The following is an 18262-nucleotide window of genomic DNA, read 5'->3' on the forward strand; positions in this document are numbered from 1 at the left end:
GTGGCGTCAGCGCTGGACCGATCTGTTAGAGAGGCGCGACAACCCCCAAAGCACGATCAGCGTCGCCACACCCAGGATCATCGTCAGCGTTGCGGCATCGAAGATGGCGCCACGATCCGAGAGCGCGAAGATATTGACCGGCAAGGTGACCCAGCCCGGCGGATAGATCATCACGGTCGCTCCCAGCTCGCCCATCGACAGCGCGAAGCTGAGGCTGAAGGCAGCGACGAGATAGGGCATCAGCAGCGGAAGCGTGATCCGGCGCAGCCGATAGAACGGACGGGCGCCGAGGCTTTCGGCGATCTGCTCGCATTCCACAGGCAGGCGTGCAAGGCCGGCGGAGACATTGCCGTAGGTGAATGCCGAGATCAGCACGAAATGCGCGATCAGCACGATCAGCCGTGTTCCGTTCAACAACAGCGGCGGCTGGCTGAAGGCGACGAGCAGGCCAAGGCCGATGGAGACCGACGGAACGGCACTCGGAATGAAGAAGACGAGATCGAGGATGCGCTTGCGCAAAGGGTTCAGTTTCCGCAAAGCCAAAGCCGCCCATGTGCCGCTGATGAGGGCTGCAACGCTGGCGATGGCTCCTGTGGCGATGCTGGCTTTCAGGCTGTCAAAGGAATCGCTCCTGAAGGCATTGGCATAGTGAACCAGCGTTAGCTTTGTCGGAAGAATATCGTTCCATTGGCCGCTGATGCTTGCCAAGGCAATGACCGCGATCGGCAATCCATAAACGATGATAAACAGCGGGATGGCGACGCCCCAGACCAGCATCCGCCCCGATTTAGACCACACCAGCACGATTGCCCCCGAAATGGGCGATCACGGCCCGATAGAGACTGTAGAGACCAAGCGACAGCACGACGTTCACCACCGCGATAACGCAGGCGGTCGTATAATCGAATTCCTGGATCGCCTTGGCGTAAACGAGGACGGGCAACGTTATGACGCCCTTGGCGCCGATGAACAGCACGATGCCGAATTCGTTGACCGTCAGCAGCAGGCAGAGGCTGCCGCCGGCGATCAGAGCAGGCATGGCGGCCGGGAGGATCACCTGCCGCACGATACGCCACGGCTTTGCGCCGAGGCTGCTGGCAACTTCGATCTGCGCCTGGTCGATCTGCGAAAAAGTCGCCAGCAGCGGCCGCATGACGAAGGGCGTATAGACAGTTGTTTCCGCCAGGATCACGCCCCACTGCGAATAGAGAAAGTCGAGCGGCGGCAGGTCGACGTGCATCAACCGCATCAGGCTTTCGTTCACGAGACCCGCCGAGCCATAGATGAAGGTGAAGGCAAGCGTCACGAGAAAGGTCGGCAAGGCGATAAACGTATCGATCAGCCGCCCGCAGAACTTCGCACCCGGAAAAGGAACGAAGGCGATCACCAGCGAGAAGATGAAGCCGAGCACAAGACACCCCGCCGTCGAGCCGAGCGCGATGACGATCGTATGCTGAAGTCCGTCAAGAAACTCGCGGGACGACAATACCTCGGCAAATGCCGCAAGCGACACAGTGCCGGGATCCCCAAGCGATTGCCTGACGATCAGCCCCAGCGGATAGAAGAACAATACAGCGAGGACCAGAAGCGGCGGCACCGTCCAGAAGCGGTCCCAGCGCGGCTTGGGCGCAAGTGTTGCTGCGGCGACATCAGCCATTGCGGCCGTCCTCCGGCACCAATGTCACGTCGGCGGAATTGAGGTGGAGCGTCAGCATGGACCCAAGAGACGGCGGCGCGCTCATAGGCGCGGAGGACATTCTGACCTCCTGCCCTGCCACTTCGAGCGTGACGTTGTGCGTGTCGCCCTGCCATTGGACGCTGCGCACGACGCCGGTCAGCCGATTGCTCTCGCCCTCAGCGGCATCCAGCCGAAAATCATGAGGCCGTGCGCAAAGCAGGCAATCGCTTCCCATCGGCAGACGATGATGGTTGCGTGCCACCAGCACCTGATCGCCGAACCGCACCTGCGCCCGTTGATCGTCAAGCGGCTGCAGGCCCTTGACTTCGAGGAGGTTGGCGCGCCCAAGAAACTCGGCGGCAAAGCGGTTGGGCGGATAGCGGAATAGGGACTGGGCATCGCCGAACGCCTTCAGCTTTCCATCGCGCATGATGCCGATATGGTTGGCGAGCGTCAGCGCCTCGGACTGATCATGTGTCACATAAAGCACGGTGAGCGACGGCAGCTCGCGATGCAGCCTTGCGAGCTCGTCGACCATCGAGCGACGGATCTGCGCATCGAGCGCCGAAAGCGGTTCATCGAGAAGCAGCACCTGTGGCCGGATGGCAATGGCGCGGGCGATGGCGACACGCTGCTGCTGGCCGCCGGAAAGCTCACGCGGATAACGCTTCGCGTAATTGGCCATTCCGACCATCGCGAGCGCTTCGGGAACACGGGCGCGAATAATCTCCTCCGGCGCGCGGCGAGCCCGCAATCCGAAAGCGACATTTTCCTCGACCCGCATATGTGGAAACAGCGCGTAGTTCTGCACGACCATGCCGATGTCGCGGTCATAGGGCGCGAGATTGGTGACATCCCTGTCGCCGATCATGATGCGGCCGCCGGATGGGCGCACGAAGCCGGCCACGGCTCTGAGAGCCGTGGTTTTTCCCGAGCCCGACGGGCCGATCAGGGCGACGATCTCACCGGGGCTGACCGTGAGGTTCAGCGAGTCGAGAACCGTGAGGCCGCCATAGGCAACCGAGACATTCTCGAAGGTGATACGCTTGGCGGCTGCGGCCGACGACGATGTCGTCGGCCGGCCGTTTTCGGATAGCCTTGCGTTTGCTATCGACATCAGTTGCTCGCGATCGCCTTGCCGTAGGCATCGACGTCCTGCTTCAGGTCGGCAAGCACCTTGGTCCAGTCCGGCGACCAGATTTCGATACCTTCCATGATGGCGTGAAGCTTGGCGAAGTTCTCGTCGGTCGGATGAACGTCGGTGCGAACCGGCAAGCCCTGAGCGACGGCGCTGACATCCTTCTGGGCGTCTTCGCTGAGCAGGAAGTCGATCAGCTTCTTACCATTGTCCGAATGCGGCGCGCTGGAAACAAGCGCAATGTAATAGGGAAGCGGGAACGCGGTCTTCTTGCCATCCGGGCCTGCGGGGAAGAAGATCTTGATGTTCGGATTGTCAGCCTGCTGCGCCAGGTTCATCTGCAGATCGCCATTGGCGACATAGAGCTCGCCCTTGTTGACCAACGCGGTCAGCTTGCCGGTCGAGGCGGACGGGCCGAGATTGTTGACCTGAAGCTTCTTCAGGTAGTCAAGGCCGGCGTCCTTGCCGCCAAAGGCGTGGAATGCCTGGAGCATCAAGGCAGTGCCATCGCCTGCCTGGCCTGGCGTGGAATACTGGATCTTCTGCTTGAACTTCGGATCGAGCAGGTCCTGATATGTCGCCGGCGGCGTCTTCAGCACCGAGCTGTTGTAGATGAAGTTCGGGTAATTGTTGATCATCGCGACATAGAGGCCCTTCGGGTCCTTGTCGCGCGCGTCGATCTTGTCGGCGCCGGCTGGCGTATAGGCATCGAGCAGGCCTTCGCTGGCTGCCTTCTGCACGAAGGGCGGGAGGGTAACGAGAACGTCTGCCTGGGTATTCGACTTTTCCTTCGACAGTCGGTCGACGACCCCGCTCGAGCCTGCTTCAACGTACTGAACCTTGATGCCGGTCGCCTTGGTGAAGGCTTCGAATTCGTTACCGTACCAGCTCGGCGTGCCGTCATGCAGGCCATCGGCGCTGTAGATCGTCACGACATTATCCGCCGCCATTGCCGGCAGCGCGACCGACGTAAGCAAGCCCGCAATCGCAAAAATGGATTTGGTTTTCATGATATTTCCTTTGCTCAATGACCTGACCCAGCCGGCATGGAGTGGGTTAATGTGAAACGGTGCGAGCAAATTCATAGCCAATGACTATTTCATTTATATGACAATAGTCATTGGCTATAATTTTAATAAGGTAATCTTAACGCTTATTTTGTCTTGGATAGAGATATGCAGGTGAGCGTTGAAGCCGCGTCAAACGCCAAGCCATCAGCATCTTCTATGATGAAGCGCGTGTGCGCCCGCTCCATGTCAGTTTACGAACTGACGGCGCGTCGACAGAAGTCAGTGACCGTACCAGCAAGCTTTTGCCGGTCGACCGATGGTCCGTCGGCCAGACAGTCATCCACGGCACCATGCATGGCATTGAACAGCATGACGGCCGTAAGCCTGGCATCGACAAATGAGAATGCACCGGCATCACGACCTTCCAGCAGAAAGGATGTCAGGCGGGTTACGATCGGGTTGGCCCGCTTCATGCCGCGCTTGGCGGGGTGGAATTGCTGGAAAACCAGATCGTGTAGCGGGACCGCGTCAAGATAGCCGAACACGCAGGTCTCCATCCAGACATCAAACCGGTACATCCAGCTGCCGGTGGCGGCTGCTGCATTGGCCGCATCAACCTTCTGGCAAAATTGTTCGATAAACCGGATCTTCAAACCGGCAAGCACATCATCCTTGGTCTGGAAATGGAGGTAGAAAGTGCCCTTTGCGACGTCGGCGGCTTCAACGATTTCCGCAACGCTGGTGGCGGCGAAGCCCTTTTCCAGAAACAGGCGCTGGGCGGCGTCCATCAATTCCTCGCGACGGATTTCCGGCGGCTTGGTGCGCGGGCGCTGGCGGTCTGCGACGGTCACGGGGTCTCCTTGTTCACAGGCTGTCGATAGCAAGGCCGGCCGGCTTAAGAACGGACCGGCATAACCATTCTGCCGCGTGCAGGCCTTTCTCGAAGATTTCTAACGGCATATCGAGCGGAAGACGAGCAAGACTTTGCCGTGCAGCATCAGTTATTGCCTCGGGAACGACGACGGCGACCCCGAGTAGCGATCGATGAAGAGTATCTCCAGCATCCTCAACCCGTTGCGCCACCATCCGCAGCATTGCCGCATCACCAAAAAACAGGGGCTCGCAAGCCGCAATCAACAGGAGCGCAAACGGCTGCTTGCGCTGCAGCCAGTCCTCGACCCGATCAAGGCCCGATTGGATGGCTTGGGCATCCAACGGCGCTTCCGCAACCAGAATGGCAAGCGGCCAATGGGTCTCATCGCAATCCGGTGGCATCGATGGGCACGCCCTCATGACGGCGCGCGCATCGCGGTGAGGCTTCGCAGAACATTGCCCATATGCACCGGCATTCCGACGGTGGCCGAAACGGAAGCGAGCCACATCGTTGCCTCGTTCACATCGTCGAATATCTGCGCGGGAACACCGAACAGCTTTTCGGCATTCATTCGGCTCATCTCTTCTACGGCCGCCGGCGGCACGACGGTTGCCATGCCGATGACAAGCTGCTTGATTCGATCGCCATTGGATTGAAGCCAGACTTTGGCCTCCTTCGCACCGCCGTCAGGACGCTTGAGCGCTTCACTATCGGTGAAGACCCGCAGGGTGGAGAAGGTTTCGCCACGGTCGAGCCACTCCGTCCAATCGGACAGGAAGTCGAGTTGCTCCTTGAGCGACATGGAACCTTGGGCGGCGGAAAGCACGAGTGGCCAATGCGTAAGATCGTGGCGGATCATGACAAGGATTCCTCCTATGCAAAATAGGAATGACGGCTGCGGCGCGAACTGTTCATGAGGCTCCTGCCCCACGCAGACGACCGTTCTTCATACCGATATAACAACACGGCAAGTATATGACTGACCGTCGGTCATTTGTAAAGACAGGTGATCTCACTCCGTAAACCTCCCTGCCGAAAAGCCCGATTTTCTGGATAGGCCACGCAAATCTACGTGGCGAATGGTCATGAAGCCATTCCGCGAAGCTGCCTGTGAAACCAGACGGGACGGCTATTGACCTTTTCACCCATAAATATAATCTGCGTATATGCAAACTGCTCGCCATATGCGAGCCATCGTAGAAATGACCGGAGGGAGATCCGGTGAGGACGGAGGCGGCCTCGAGCGGCATTGTGCCACTTGGGGATTTCACCGTTCGGGAGGAGTGACATGACAGACGACAATCCGGCGGTGCAGAGCGCCGTGCGCAAGGCAACCATTCGCCTTTTGCCCTTTCTGGGCCTGATGCTGATCCTGAATTTCCTCGATCGCTCCAATGTCGGCTTTGCAAAAACGGCCTATCAGGCCGATACCGGTCTTTCGGATGCGGCATATGCCTTCGGCGCCGGCATTCTCTATCTCGGCTACGCGACATTCGAAGTACCGAGCAACCTGATCATGCAGCGTGTCGGTGCCCGCCTCTGGCTGAGCCGCATCATGATCACCTGGGGGATTGTCTCGGCCTGCATGGTCTTTGCCCACACCGCAACGACCTATTACATCGTGCGCTTCATGCTCGGCGTCTGCGAAGCCGGGTTCTATCCGGGCGTCCTGCTCTATCTGACCTACTGGTTCCCTGCCAAGCAAAGGGCGCGCGCCACCGGCCTGTTCTATCTCGGCATACCTCTATCGCTGGTGATCGGCGCGCCGCTTTCCGGCTGGCTGCTCACCCACCACGACGTGCTCGGTCTCACCAACTGGCAATGGATGTTCGCGGTCGAAGGGCTGGCGGCGACGGTTGTCGGTATTTTCGCGCTCTTCTTCCTGACGAGCCGTCCGAACGAAGCGAAGTGGCTGACGACGGAAGAGAAGAACGCGCTGATTGGCGTCATCGAGGCGGAAGAACGCGGCAAGCTCTCCGAGGTCAAGCATTCCGTCTTCAGCGTGCTGAAGGATTGGCGCGTTCTGGCCTTTATCGGCATCTACCTCTTCATCCAGGTCGGCGTCGGCCCCATTACCTTCTACCTGCCAGCACGGTTGGCACAGGCGATGGGTGGCGGCATCAATACCTGGGTCGGCGTCCTGCTCGGCCTTCCCTGGTTCTGCGCGCTCATCGCGACGCGTGTCTTCACCGTCTATGCCGATAAGCACGACAATCACCGCATTGTCTGCATCTCGATGCTGACGATCGGCACGCTTGCGCTTGCGACGATCGGGTTGACGATGAACCCCTGGGTCATGGTCATCGCCGCCTGCATCGCGGTTCCGGGGCTAGCCTCCTCGCAGCCTGTCTTCTGGAGCCTGCCGACCCGCTATCTGGGCGGCGTCGGCGCGGCAAGCGGCATTGCCTTCATCGTCTCGCTCGGCAATCTCGGCAGCTTTGCCTCACCGCAGATCAAGGCCTATGTCGATGCGGCCACTGGGAACGGCGATGTCGGATTCTATATCCTCGCCGGCTGCTGCTTCCTGTCGGTCGTGCTCCTGATCGCGCTCGGCTCGCATCGCCGCTGGATCGTCGATGCCGAACCGGCTCCCCGCGCCAGCCGTATGCACTGAAAGGATCGCATCGTCGAGAATGTGACGCGTCCGCCATTGACAGGTTGCATCGTCAGGTTCTTGAGTTGGGACGGCAGCCGTTGCGCATGGCAACGGAGCCGTCTCATCTTCAACTTCGTCGGAGTTGAATGCGGAAGTGTAGGAAACCGATGATCAGCTTTGGTGTTTTGACAACCTATTTTATCGTCGTGCTGGGGCTGATGCTTATTCCTGGGCCAGCCACGCTGCTGACATTGGCTCGGTCTGTCAGCGGCGGCAGGCGTGTTGGTCTGGCGACAGGCCTTGGCATCGCCTCCGGCGATCTCTTCCATACGATCATGGCGACGTTCGGCTTGTCGGCATTGTTGGCCACATCGGCGCTGGCCTTCGAAATCGTCAAATATGCCGGCGTCATCTACCTGATCTATCTCGGCTTCAAGGCCTTCATCGAGAAGGCCGAGAGCCTGGACATGCCAGCGGCACAGGCCATTACCGCCCAACGCGCTTTTCGGCAGGGGTTCTTTACCGAGATACTCAACCCGAAGACCGCCCTGTTTTTCTTGGCCTTCCTGCCGCAGTTCATTCACCCCGAAAGTGGCTCCGTCATTGGGCAATTCGCCCTGCTTGGCGCTATCTTCGTCGGGCTCAGCATATGCGTAACGTCGCTTCTGGCTGTTGGAGCCGGTTCGATCGGCGGCTGGCTGCGCCGCAACCGCAGCGTCGGCCGGTGGCAGGGGAAGGTCGTCGGCACGATTTACGTGGCGCTTGGCCTCAGGCTCGCCCTTCAGCAACAGTAGGCCTGTTCAACTGTTGTCATTCCGCAGGCTGTCTGGCTGGATCTGCTGACGGGCGATTTCACGCGGGGCATAGCCAAAGGCGCGCTTGAACATCGACGTGAAGGCGGCGGGATTCTTATAGCCGAGATCCAGCGCGATCGTGGTGACCGCCGTGCCTGCGACCAGCCGCGGAAGTGCCGCATGCAGACAGGCTTGCTGGCGCCACTCGACGAAGCTCAACCCAGTTTCCAGACGAAACATCCGGGTAAATGCGCGCCGGCTCATGCTCATCCGGTCTGCCCATGCGTCGATGGTGTCATGCGCGGTGGGATGCAGGAGGAAATCCTGGCACCTCTGGGCGAGCACCGGATTGTTCGGCAATGGCAGGGAAAGCGGCAGCGGTTTCAGCCGTGCCAATTCGTGCAGAAGAAGCGCCATCAGCGCCCCTGAGCGGTCGTTCGGATCGTATTCCACCGGAATATCGACAGCCTCGGCGATCAGCGCCCGCAACAAGGGCGATATCTCCACAACCTGACAATGATCCGGCATGTTCTCGATGGCATGAGGTTCGATATAGACGCTGCGCATGCTGACATTGCCCAGCATGCGAACGCTGTGAACGACGCCCGGAGGAATCCACATGCCTCGTTCGGGCGGCATGACCAGGGTGCCGTTCGGGGTCGTCGCCAGCACCACGCCGGAAAAGCCATAGAGCAACTGCGCGCGGCGATGCTGATGCGGGGCGACACGATGCCCATCCTTGTACTCGTTGCCAAGCGCTACCAGAGGCCGCTCGACATCGATGAAAGGATCAATTCGGCTGTTCCTGACCATTTTGGCCCAGTCTCGTAACAGTTACGCCTAATCGCGGTGGCGGGCGATTTGTTCTTTCAATATCAGCGCGACAGACGAATTGAAAGCGAGTGCCATGAGCCAGGTCATGAACGCGCCCCGCGCGGCAACCACCATATATCCGATCCTGATGGTCGCCAGCCTCGGCCATTTTATCAACGACGTCACCCAATCCTTGCTGCCGGCGAGCTATCCGGTCCTGAAGGCCGGTTTTGAGCTAAGCTTTGCTCAGCTTGGCCTGCTCACATTCGTTTACCAAATTACCGCATCGCTCCTGCAGCCATTCGTCGGATGGTACACCGACGGCAAGCCGCAGCCCTATTCCCTTCCCTTCGGAATGGCCTGCAGTTGCGCGGGTATGCTGACCTTGGGCTTCGCACCGAACTATTCCGTTCTGGTGATGGGTGCGGTGCTGCTCGGATTCGGCTCTTCGATCTTCCATCCCGAAGCATCGCGCATCGCGCGCCTGGCATCGGGCGGCAAGCATGGCTTTGCGCAATCGGTATTTCAGGTCGGGGGCAATTTCGGCACGTCGCTCGGGCCGTTGCTGGCCGCCTTCTTCATCCTGCCGCATGGGCAGCGTGGCATGGCCTTCCTCGCCGTGCTCGCCTTCCTCGGCATTCTCATTCTCGGCGGTCTTGGCCGTTGGTACCAGATGAACGGGCAAAGCCTTCGCGCTCCGGCCAAGTCGGGCAGAAAGCACAAGGCCCTCACGCTGTCGCGCACGCGTGTGGGCATTGCCATCGCCGTGCTGATCGCGCTGATCTTCTCGAAGTATTTCTACCTCGCGAGCTTCACCAGCTACTATAATTTCTACCTGATGGACCGGTTCGGGCTTTCCGAACGCTCGGCGCAGCTCTGCCAATTTGTGTTCTTTGCCGCCGTTGCTTTCGGCACCATGATCGGCGGCCCGGTGGGCGACCGTATCGGCCGCAAGAAGGTCATATGGGGTTCCATCCTCGGCATCCTGCCGTTCACGATCATCCTGCCGCATGCGAGCCTCGAGATCACCGTCATCCTCAGCGCGATCATCGGTACCGTCATCGCATCGGCATTTTCGGCAATCGTCGTCTATGCCCAGGAGTTGATGCCCGGCCGCGTCGGCATGGTCTCGGGCCTGTTCTTCGGCTTCGCCTTCGGCATGGGCGGCATCGGGGCTGCTGCACTCGGCGCACTGGCCGACCGCACAAGCATCGAATTCGTGTTCGAACTTTGCGCGTTCCTGCCGCTGATAGGGCTTTTGACCATCCTGTTGCCGAACGTCGAAGATTGAGGCCGGGCATCGCCCGGCCCAGTGCCTCAGTCGCGTCGCTTGACGATCCGCAAATTCATTTCGGAGCGCAGGCGGAAGCCGAGTGCCGTATAGAGCGCGATCGCCGAGGTGTTGCCGATATAGGCATGCAGGTAGACCGTCTCGTCTCGGGCGGAAATTTCGCCGGCGACAAACCGGAACAACAGCTTGCCGAAGCCGCGCCCCTGGAAATCCGGGTGCGTGCAGAGACCGCTGAGCTCGGCAAAGCCGGTCTGCCGCATGCGCTGGCCGCCCATAGCAATGAGGCGGCCGTCCATCTTGATACCCCAGAAAGTGCCGAGGCTCTGGGCCCGCAGCGTAAACGGACCGGGCCTAGTGAGAGTTGCCAGGGCAAGCATATCCTCCGCATCGGCCTCCGTCAGCGGCTCGATACGGCTGTCTGAAATTCGCTCATAAGGCCGCTCGGCAATCATCTGCACGAGGGTGGCTTCCGTGACGGCAGTCAATCCCTCCGGGAGCACGACGGGCGCGGCCTCGACAAGAGCCATCACTTCGCCCGCCGCAGGCAGACTTTGCAGCGCTTCAAGGCTCTCTTTGGAATTGTCCGCGCAGGCTGCAAAGGGGACGATAGAGGGCGGATAGCGCCTTGCCCACTCGCCGCCTTCAGCCAATGCTGCATGACCGCTTTGAAGGGCACTCCAGACGGGGCGATCAAGGAGGTGTTTCATTGTTTCTGTTCCTTTTGGAAATTTCCCCGGCGGGCAAGTGGAGCTTCGGCCAGACCTTCTTCGATCACGGCAAGCTGCTGCAGGATCGGCCCCGACATATCGCCGCAAAGCTCGGCCACCGCCTGCTCGATGCGTGGCCAGACCGATTGCTTCGAATAAGCGACGAGATCATGCCCCTTCGGCGTCAGCGAGATCAGCCTTCGGCGCTGATCCTCAGCCGAGGCCTGCATGTCGACATAGCCGAGTTCCAGAAGCTGGGAGATCGTGCGCGTAGCACCCGGCTGGGTGATGCCGACGGCCTGGGCGAGTTCGCCTATCGTGAGTGGGCCGTTGCCGTCGATCGCCGCGAGGAACGGATATTGGGCCGACTGAATGGAAACACCGAGTTCCTCGATGATCTGCTGGGTATCCGCCTGAAGCCGCTCGCCAATGCGGCGGAAGCGGCTGCCGAGACAGAGCAAGCCGAGCGATTTCACGATATCCTCTACCAAGGAAGCCTCCTGGCGCCAATTATATAACAAGTTATATAATTGCTTATGCAATTGCCGTCAAGCACACTTCCGATTGGCAGTGACCGCACCACCTTCCCGACGAAATCGAGATGCCGACGCGCCCTTTAGACCATCCAGCCGCGTCTACGGCCCGCGGCCTGCCCTATCGCCAGCCAAAGCAATTGTCGTCTCGAACAATATTCTGGCGCCGATTTCGATATTCTCGTCAGCGACGAATTCGGCCTCGTTGTGGCTTATGCCACCCCGGCACGGAACGAATATCATCGCCGTCGGTGCGACGCGGCTCAGGAAGAGCGCATCATGAAATGCACCCGAGACCATCCGCATGCTGGCAACGCCAAGCCCTTCACATGCATTCTCAATCGCCGCGACAACGGTCGCATCGAATTTGCCCGGCGCCATGTCAAACCGCTTTTCGATGTACACATCGCTCATGTGACGGGCGGCCGCCGCGCGGCATTCTGCCTCGACGCGCGCCTCGATGGATGCCAGCGCATCCTCTTCCGGATGACGGATATCGACGGTCAGCGTCACCTTGCTTGGGATGACATTGATGGAACTCGGCTCCACAGCCATGCGCCCGACCGTTAATCGCGCCAGAGGATCAGCCGGCATGATTGCCTCCTGCAATCGAGTGATCGCTTCTGCCGCCGCTGCCATCGGATCCCTGCGAAACTCGAGTGGCGTGGTACCCGCATGAGCAGCCTCACCGACGAAGGAAACTTCAAGCCATTTGGTTCCCTGCACGCCGGTGACGACACCGATCGGTATTTCCTCCCGTTCGAGAATTGGCCCTTGCTCGATATGGACTTCGACGAAGGCGGAGACGGGATGGCCGGCGGGGCGCACCTCCGCCTGCGGCAGTGCGCTCAGCGTCGCCGCCAGTTCATCGCCCAGTCTTGCGCCGTCCGCGCCGCGCATCTCACGCCAATTGGACAAGTCACCAGCACCGACGAAGGCCATCGAGCCCATGCAGCCCGGAAAGAAGCGACTGCCTTCTTCATTGGTCCAGGAGACCACTTCGATAGCCCGCTCCGTCACCGCGCCCGCGTCTTGCAGCGCCTCCAACACCTCGAAGGCGGATAGCGTGCCGAGTGCACCATCGAACCTGCCGCCGGTCGGCTGGCTGTCGAGATGACTTCCGATCAGCACCGGCGCAAGCGAGGGATCGCGCCCCTCGCGCCGGATGAAGAGATTGGCGACCTCATCCTGATAGACTTGAAATCCCCGCGCAAAAGCAAGCTCTGCAAGCAGACGACGCGCTGCCCTATCTTCCGGGCTCAGCGCCTGCCGATTGACGCCTCCGGCCCGGGTGGCACCGATGGCCGCAAAATCGGCGATGCGCTGCAACAATCTCCGCGCATCGATCATCGGCTTGCCATTCATCGGCGAATGCCTGCCACGAAATCCTTCACGCGCTGCGGATCGACCGCATTCCACCAGACGCCATCATGCTTCAACGAGCTTGCGACGATCACACCATCGGCCACCGACAGGATGTCGTTGACATTGTCTGGCGTAACGCCGCTGCCGACGAGCGTCGGCAGGCCCGACGCCTGCTTGATCATGTCGATATAGCCGATATCCGCCGCATGCCCCGTCCGCTGGCCGGTCGCGATGACCACATCCGCATCGAAGAAGACGATATCCTTGACCTGCTCTTCGACCGGCCGGTCGGCGACGATGGCATGAGCCCCGTGCTTCACATGCGCATCGGCGAAGATGCGGATGCCACGGGCATTCAGGTGCGCACGGTAACGCATGGCGCGCGCCGCCTCGCCCTCGATAAAGCCCTCGTTGGCGACATAGGCATTGGCCCATTGGTTCACACGCACGAAACCGGCCCCGGCAGCACTGGCGATCGCCAATGCGGGAATGGCGGCATTGGCAAGGACATTGATGCCAATCGGCGCCCGAGTTCGCGTCTGATGCGATCGGAGATGACGGACATATAGGCCGATGTCTCGTGACCGATATCGTCTGGCTTCGAAAAGGGAATATCGCCATGATTTTCGATGATCACGGCGTCGCAGCCACCGGCAAGATAACCGCGCGCATCATCGAGGCCGCGCTGGTAGACCAGCTCGATGTCCTCGCCCGAGTAGCGCGGTGCGCCCGGCAGCGGCGCCAGATGAACGACACCAATGATGGCCTTGTCGCGGCCGAAAAGATCGATGAGCGCATTGCCCGTTGTCTGGCCGATTGGCTTTGCTGTTCCAGTCATGTGTTTTCCAATTCTGATATCTTCAAGATTTCCGAAAATTCCGCCCTTGTGGGATAGGCGGCGAGTGTTCCAAGACGGCTGACGGCCAAGGCCGCAGCCTTCGTCGCTACCGCTGCGGCCTGGCCGAGATTCTTTCCCTGCGCCAGCAAGCCGGCGACCGTGCCGGCAAAACAATCGCCGGCGCCACTGGTATCGACAACCACCGTCTTTTGCGCACGCAGCCGGAGCGGGCCGGCATCTTTCGCATCGAGGATCAAGCTCCCCTCGCCTGCGAGCGTAATGATGACGCCTGCAGCCCCCATCTCCGCGAGCATGCGTGCCGCTTGCTCAGGATCGGCAAGACCAGTCAGTGTCAAAGCTTCGCCCTGATTGACAATGACGAGATCGACATAGGTGAGGTCGCTGACCTGCCTCTCCGGCAGCGGGCTCGGATTGAGCACCGTCATAAGACCCGACCGCTTGGCATGATGCAGGCAGGCAACCGTCACATCCCAAGGCAGATTGCCCTGCAGCAAAAGGATTTCACCCGCCTGCCATCTCGCCTGCAGATCCGTCTGCGACAACGGATTAAAGGCCCGTGCACACTCGACAGCGCTGACGATGGAATTCTCGCCGTCTTCGTCTAGCAGGATCGTTGATCGATCGGTCGGATAGGCAAGGCGGATCAGCTGGCCTGTATCGAGATCGGCCTGCAACATCCGGACCAACCTGTCCGCCAGTTCGTCATTCCCGATTGCGGACCACAGACAAACATCCGCGCCGCTTCGCGCTGCCGCGACCGCCTGGTTGGCGCCCTTGCCCCCAAGTCCCTCGATCGTTGTCAGCGCGTTGAGCGTTTCGCCCGGCCGCGGCAGGCGCGGCAGGCGAAAGCTCGTATCCAGGCAGACATTGCCGACGACATGGAGGCCCATGAGATCAATCTTTCGTCGTTGCCCAGGCCAGCATCTGCTCGAACAAGGTTTTGTAGCCGTTCCAGGCGATAAACTCCGGCGGCAGCCAATGCGGACCGACATCCGAGGTCCATACAAGCGACTTTCCGGCGCCATAGGTGCCGGTCACCAGCAGCGGCAGCGAGCCATATTCGCCCGACACCGTCGCCAGCACCTCGGCGCCCGGCTTGACCGTCACTTCGTTGAAGCCGAGCAGATAGGGCCAATCGCCGCCCAGGCCTTTGAGGACCGGATGTGCCGCATCGCCGGTGACAACAGGCGTAAAGCCTTCGGGAACCTCGACGCGGTCGTCCACCGCCATGCAAGCGACCGGCAGCACATCCTCGACCGGCGTCTTGCGATAACGCGCGCCGCCATTGATACCCTGGAAGCTATAATAGCCACCGAACATCAGCAGCGCACCGCCCTTGGCCACATAGTCGCGCAGGAGTTTCAGCCGGTTAGGGGTGCGCTTGGAGTGGATCCAGGTATCGGGATGCAGCAGCAGCGTGTTGGCGCCGATATCCGAGAGAACGATCGCCGAATATTCATCAAGCGCCTCCGCCGTCAGCGGAAAGTCCCGCTGGGCCTCGTGCGCCGGCATGAAGGTGACGTCAAAAGCACTGTCCTTCAGCGCCTTCAGCAGCTCATCGGCGCCCGTATGATAGGTGACCGTCGGAAACTGGTCGAAACCCTTGATGTGGGTCGCGGTGGAAATCCATGATTCGCCCGCGAGGAGAACCTTTTTCTTGCTCATGTCTGCTCCTTGTCTGCACCAGCGGCCGTCAGGCCGAGGCGGAAAATACCGATTGGGGATTGGAGATCAGCATCCGGTCGATCGCCTGCTGATCGACGCCGAGGCGTTTCAGCCGCGGCAGGAAATGCTTGAGAATGTAACCGTAGCCGAAGCCGCCGTAGCGGGTCAGCATCATCTTGAGGAAAACGTCCTGCGACAGCAGCAGCCGGTCGGCGAAGCCCATGTCGACAAGCGTGCCGATCGCCCGGGCATTTTCCTCGTCGGAAGGCGACTGCGCGTCCTGATCGGCATAATAATAATCCATGCCGATCATGTCGTATTCCAGGAAAGCGCCGCGCTCGGCAAGGCTCATCTGGTAGCGGAGATCATTGTGACTGGGGTTCATGTGGCAAAGGACGGTGTGGCGCAGATCCGCACCCTCTTCTTCCACCATGTCGAGCACCCGATGGGCCAAGCGCTCCCAACCCGGCAGGTGGATCGACAGCGGCAGCCCCGTCAGCCGTGATGCCCTCGCCGACGCCCGCAGCGACTTCTGCTCCTCGGCGGTAAAATCCTTGCTGACGCCGACTTCACCGATGATGCCGGCCATGATCTCCGGCTGCGTTTCGCCACCGCCGACATCATTGACGATGAAGGCCGTGACCTCATCGATATCCATATCCTTCAGCCATTCGGGATGGGTATGCTCAAGATAGAATCCCGTCCCCATGATGATCTTCAACCCGGACAGGCGGGCGATGCGGCGCATCTGTTCGGCATCGCGGCCTATGCCGAAATTGGTGGTTTCCACCACCGTATGGCCGCCGAGCGACTGGAAACGGCCGAGTTCGGCGAGCGCCAGATCCGCATCATCAAGAGAGACGTTGTCGCGGTTCATGTAAGGGTTCATTCGCAGATCGCCGATGATCTCGATACCGAGCGGCTGTTCGGCAATCGCTCGCTCATCTGGATGGCAAGGGCACTTCCACGTTCGGGCGCCATCGAGGAAGATATGCTCGTGCATCAAGGTCACGCCCATCTCGGACACCGGGATCGGCCCCAATACCGTCATGGCGCATCCCGTCTGCACGCCGATGGCGTGACGTGTCTTTGCGGTCTCGGGAAAGAGATGTTCCAGCATCGCTCAACGGCTCCTGACCGCGCCCTTGAACAGGCGGAAGTTGAGCCAGATCGCCACAAGGATGATCACACCGGTCACGATCGGCGTGAAGAAGGGCGACATGTGCGACAGGATGAGCCCATTGGCGATGACGGCCACGGTAAGTGCGCCAAGCACCGTGCCGACGACCGACCCGCGTCCGCCAAACAGACTGGTGCCGCCAAGCACCACGGCCGCGATGACATCGAGTTCAAAACCCTGGCCGGAATTGGACGAGCCCGATCCCAATCGCGCCGCGAGAATGACGCCGGCGATGGAAGCGGCAACACCGGAGATCACATAGACAAACAGCGTCACCCCACGCGTATTGACGCCGGCACGTCGTACCGCCTCGGCATTGGCGCCGATGCCCGTGACATAGCGGCCAAAGGGCGTCTCGTTGAAGGCGACATAGGCTGCGGCCAGGACGACGACCGCAATCAGCGCCGGCGCGGGAATGCCGAAGAACCACGCCTGGCCGATGGCCGTGAACGGGCTTTCCGGAGCGACGGGGATGGAATAGCCGCCAGTAATGAGGAGCGCCAACCCACGGATGACGGAGAGCCCGGCAAGCGTGACGATGAAGGCCGGAATACGCTCATAGGCGATGAAATAGCCCTGGATCAGACCGGTTGTCGCACCGAGAAGCAGCATCAGCAACACCGTTAGCGGCCAGGGAATGCCGGCCTGCAGGCATGCGGCCGAAAGCGTTGCGGCCAGAGCCAGCACCGAGCCTACGGAGAGGTCGATCCCGCCTGTGGTGATGACAAAGGTCATCGCCGCGGCGACGATCAGGAGCGGCGCCGACTGCCTGACGACGTTCAGCAAATTCGGTGCTGTCAGGAAGACATTGGTGAAGAGCGAAAAGAAGATGCAGACGGCAATGAAGAACAGCGCGATCGACACGATGCCGCCATTGGCCATGGCCTTGTCGTAGAGGCGCGCCTTGCGCATGCGGGTCGACTGGCCGGTTTGGGCATGAGAAGAGGTCATGGTCATGCGGAAACGCCTCGATCTGGAGATGGGCCGGCGGAGCGTGCGGCGAACTTGCGGCCGACGATCAGGTTGACGACCTCTTCGATATTGGTGCCCTCGATCCGGCGTTCGGCGACATTCTGGCCCTCATACATCACCTGAATACGGTCGCAGACCAGGAACAGGTCCTGCAGGCGATGGGTGATCAGGATGACGCTGACGCCGCGAGCGCTGACGGTGCGAATGAGTTCGAGAACGGCCTCGACCTCGGCGACGGCGAGAGCTGCCGTCGGTTCATCCATGATCAACACCGATGGGTTGAACGAGGCGGCACGGCCGATTGCGATCGACTGGCGCTGACCGCCCGACAGATTTTCCACCTTCAGCCGGGTATCGGGAATGACGATGCCGAGACCTTCAAGCATGTGGCGGGCGCGCTCATGCATCGTCTTCTTGTCGAGCATGGGAATGCCGGCAAGTTTCCATCTGGGCTCGCGTCCAAGAAAGAGATTGCCTGCGACATCGACCGAATCACATAGCGAGAGATCCTGATAGACCATCTCGACATGCGCCGCGCGTGCATCGGCCGGCGAGGCGAAGGAAACGGGCTTGCCATCGATCTCGATCGTTCCCGAATCCGGGATAACCGCGCCGGACAGCACCTTGCTCAAGGTGGACTTGCCGGCGCCATTGTCGCCGACCAGGCCTAAAACCTCACCCGGTTTCAAGGTCAACGATACATTCTCCAGCGACTGCATCGTGCCATAACGTTTGGAAATACCGGTCATTCTGACGCGGTAGGTATCAGCATTTGTCATCTCAGTGC

General features: G+C 60.4%; 19 protein-coding genes and 1 pseudogene. 3 read left to right on the forward strand and 17 right to left on the reverse strand.

From position 1 onward, the window contains the following. Positions 1-6 precede the first annotated feature (6 nt). From BSK43_RS31415 to BSK43_RS31445, 7 genes are all read right to left on the reverse strand, one after another. Complete coding sequence (locus BSK43_RS31415) at positions 7-804, reverse strand: ABC transporter permease subunit (RefSeq protein WP_077467409.1); 798 nt, start codon at positions 802-804, stop codon at positions 7-9. Continuing rightward, positions 788-1657, reverse strand: coding sequence for a 2-aminoethylphosphonate ABC transporter permease subunit (locus BSK43_RS31420; protein WP_077467410.1), 870 nt, complete (start codon positions 1655-1657; stop codon positions 788-790). Before BSK43_RS31420 ends, BSK43_RS31415 begins: the two co-directional genes overlap by 17 nt. Beyond that, entirely contained in the window at positions 1650-2795 is a 1146-nt protein-coding gene (locus tag BSK43_RS31425; RefSeq protein WP_136687389.1) for an ABC transporter ATP-binding protein, read from the reverse strand. The genes BSK43_RS31420 and BSK43_RS31425 overlap by 8 nt, the downstream gene beginning before the upstream one ends. Next, positions 2795-3826 carry a 2-aminoethylphosphonate ABC transporter substrate-binding protein gene (locus tag BSK43_RS31430; protein WP_077467412.1) on the reverse strand — a complete coding sequence of 344 codons (1032 nt, stop codon included), beginning with the start codon at positions 3824-3826 and terminating at the stop codon, positions 2795-2797. Before BSK43_RS31430 ends, BSK43_RS31425 begins: the two co-directional genes overlap by 1 nt. Positions 3827-4077: 251 nt before the next feature. After that, positions 4078-4677: a TetR/AcrR family transcriptional regulator gene (locus tag BSK43_RS31435; protein WP_077467413.1), complete on the reverse strand. Its 600-nt coding sequence runs from the start codon at positions 4675-4677 to the stop codon at positions 4078-4080. Positions 4678-4690: 13 nt separating this feature from the next. Beyond that, entirely contained in the window at positions 4691-5041 is a 351-nt protein-coding gene (locus BSK43_RS31440) for a hypothetical protein (RefSeq protein ID WP_136687391.1), read from the reverse strand. 74 nt (positions 5042-5115) lie between these two features. Next, positions 5116-5559, reverse strand: coding sequence for a hypothetical protein (locus BSK43_RS31445; RefSeq protein ID WP_077467415.1), 444 nt, complete (start codon positions 5557-5559; stop codon positions 5116-5118). 429 nt (positions 5560-5988) lie between these two features. Between BSK43_RS31445 and BSK43_RS31450 the strand changes: the two genes are divergently transcribed. Beyond that, entirely contained in the window at positions 5989-7314 is a 1326-nt protein-coding gene (locus BSK43_RS31450; protein ID WP_077467416.1) for an MFS transporter, read from the forward strand. A 149-nt stretch (positions 7315-7463) separates the two neighbouring features. Further along, positions 7464-8090, forward strand: coding sequence for a LysE family translocator (locus tag BSK43_RS31455; protein WP_205910678.1), 627 nt, complete (start codon positions 7464-7466; stop codon positions 8088-8090). A 6-nt stretch (positions 8091-8096) separates the two neighbouring features. Here BSK43_RS31455 and BSK43_RS31460 read toward each other — a convergent pair whose 3' ends face one another. Further along, on the reverse strand, positions 8097-8903 hold the full coding sequence (locus BSK43_RS31460) for a helix-turn-helix transcriptional regulator (RefSeq protein WP_077467417.1): 807 nt from the start codon (positions 8901-8903) through the stop codon (positions 8097-8099). 106 nt (positions 8904-9009) lie between these two features. Between BSK43_RS31460 and BSK43_RS31465 the strand changes: the two genes are divergently transcribed. After that, positions 9010-10194, forward strand: a complete 1185-nt coding sequence (locus BSK43_RS31465) for an MFS transporter (protein WP_244510134.1) — start codon at positions 9010-9012, stop codon at positions 10192-10194. A 26-nt stretch (positions 10195-10220) separates the two neighbouring features. Here BSK43_RS31465 and BSK43_RS31470 read toward each other — a convergent pair whose 3' ends face one another. From BSK43_RS31470 to BSK43_RS31510, 9 genes and pseudogenes are all read right to left on the reverse strand, one after another. Beyond that, positions 10221-10901, reverse strand: coding sequence for a GNAT family N-acetyltransferase (locus tag BSK43_RS31470; RefSeq protein ID WP_077467418.1), 681 nt, complete (start codon positions 10899-10901; stop codon positions 10221-10223). Continuing rightward, complete coding sequence (locus tag BSK43_RS31475) at positions 10898-11392, reverse strand: MarR family transcriptional regulator (RefSeq protein WP_077467419.1); 495 nt, start codon at positions 11390-11392, stop codon at positions 10898-10900. The genes BSK43_RS31470 and BSK43_RS31475 overlap by 4 nt, the downstream gene beginning before the upstream one ends. A 144-nt stretch (positions 11393-11536) precedes the next feature. Beyond that, positions 11537-12799, reverse strand: coding sequence for a Zn-dependent hydrolase (locus BSK43_RS31480; RefSeq protein ID WP_077467420.1), 1263 nt, complete (start codon positions 12797-12799; stop codon positions 11537-11539). Beyond that, positions 12796-13637, reverse strand: a pseudogene (locus BSK43_RS31485) (BtpA/SgcQ family protein). The gene BSK43_RS31480 and the pseudogene BSK43_RS31485 overlap by 4 nt, the downstream one beginning before the upstream one ends. Then, entirely contained in the window at positions 13634-14548 is a 915-nt protein-coding gene (locus BSK43_RS31490; protein WP_077467422.1) for a ribokinase, read from the reverse strand. The pseudogene BSK43_RS31485 and the gene BSK43_RS31490 overlap by 4 nt, the downstream one beginning before the upstream one ends. Positions 14549-14552: 4 nt before the next feature. Next, positions 14553-15323, reverse strand: a complete 771-nt coding sequence (locus BSK43_RS31495; RefSeq protein WP_077467423.1) for a glutamine amidotransferase — start codon at positions 15321-15323, stop codon at positions 14553-14555. Between the two features lie 28 nt (positions 15324-15351). Beyond that, positions 15352-16443, reverse strand: a complete 1092-nt coding sequence (locus tag BSK43_RS31500; RefSeq protein ID WP_205910679.1) for a phosphotriesterase — start codon at positions 16441-16443, stop codon at positions 15352-15354. 3 nt (positions 16444-16446) lie between these two features. Then, positions 16447-17454 carry an ABC transporter permease gene (locus tag BSK43_RS31505; RefSeq protein WP_246662799.1) on the reverse strand — a complete coding sequence of 336 codons (1008 nt, stop codon included), beginning with the start codon at positions 17452-17454 and terminating at the stop codon, positions 16447-16449. 2 nt (positions 17455-17456) lie between these two features. Continuing rightward, positions 17457-18254, reverse strand: a complete 798-nt coding sequence (locus BSK43_RS31510; RefSeq protein ID WP_077467425.1) for an ATP-binding cassette domain-containing protein — start codon at positions 18252-18254, stop codon at positions 17457-17459. Between the last annotated feature and the right edge of the window lie 8 nt (positions 18255-18262).

Origin of the sequence: Rhizobium sp. P44RR-XXIV (assembly GCF_001999485.2) — a bacterium.
Classification (GTDB): Bacteria; Pseudomonadota; Alphaproteobacteria; order Rhizobiales; family Rhizobiaceae; genus Rhizobium.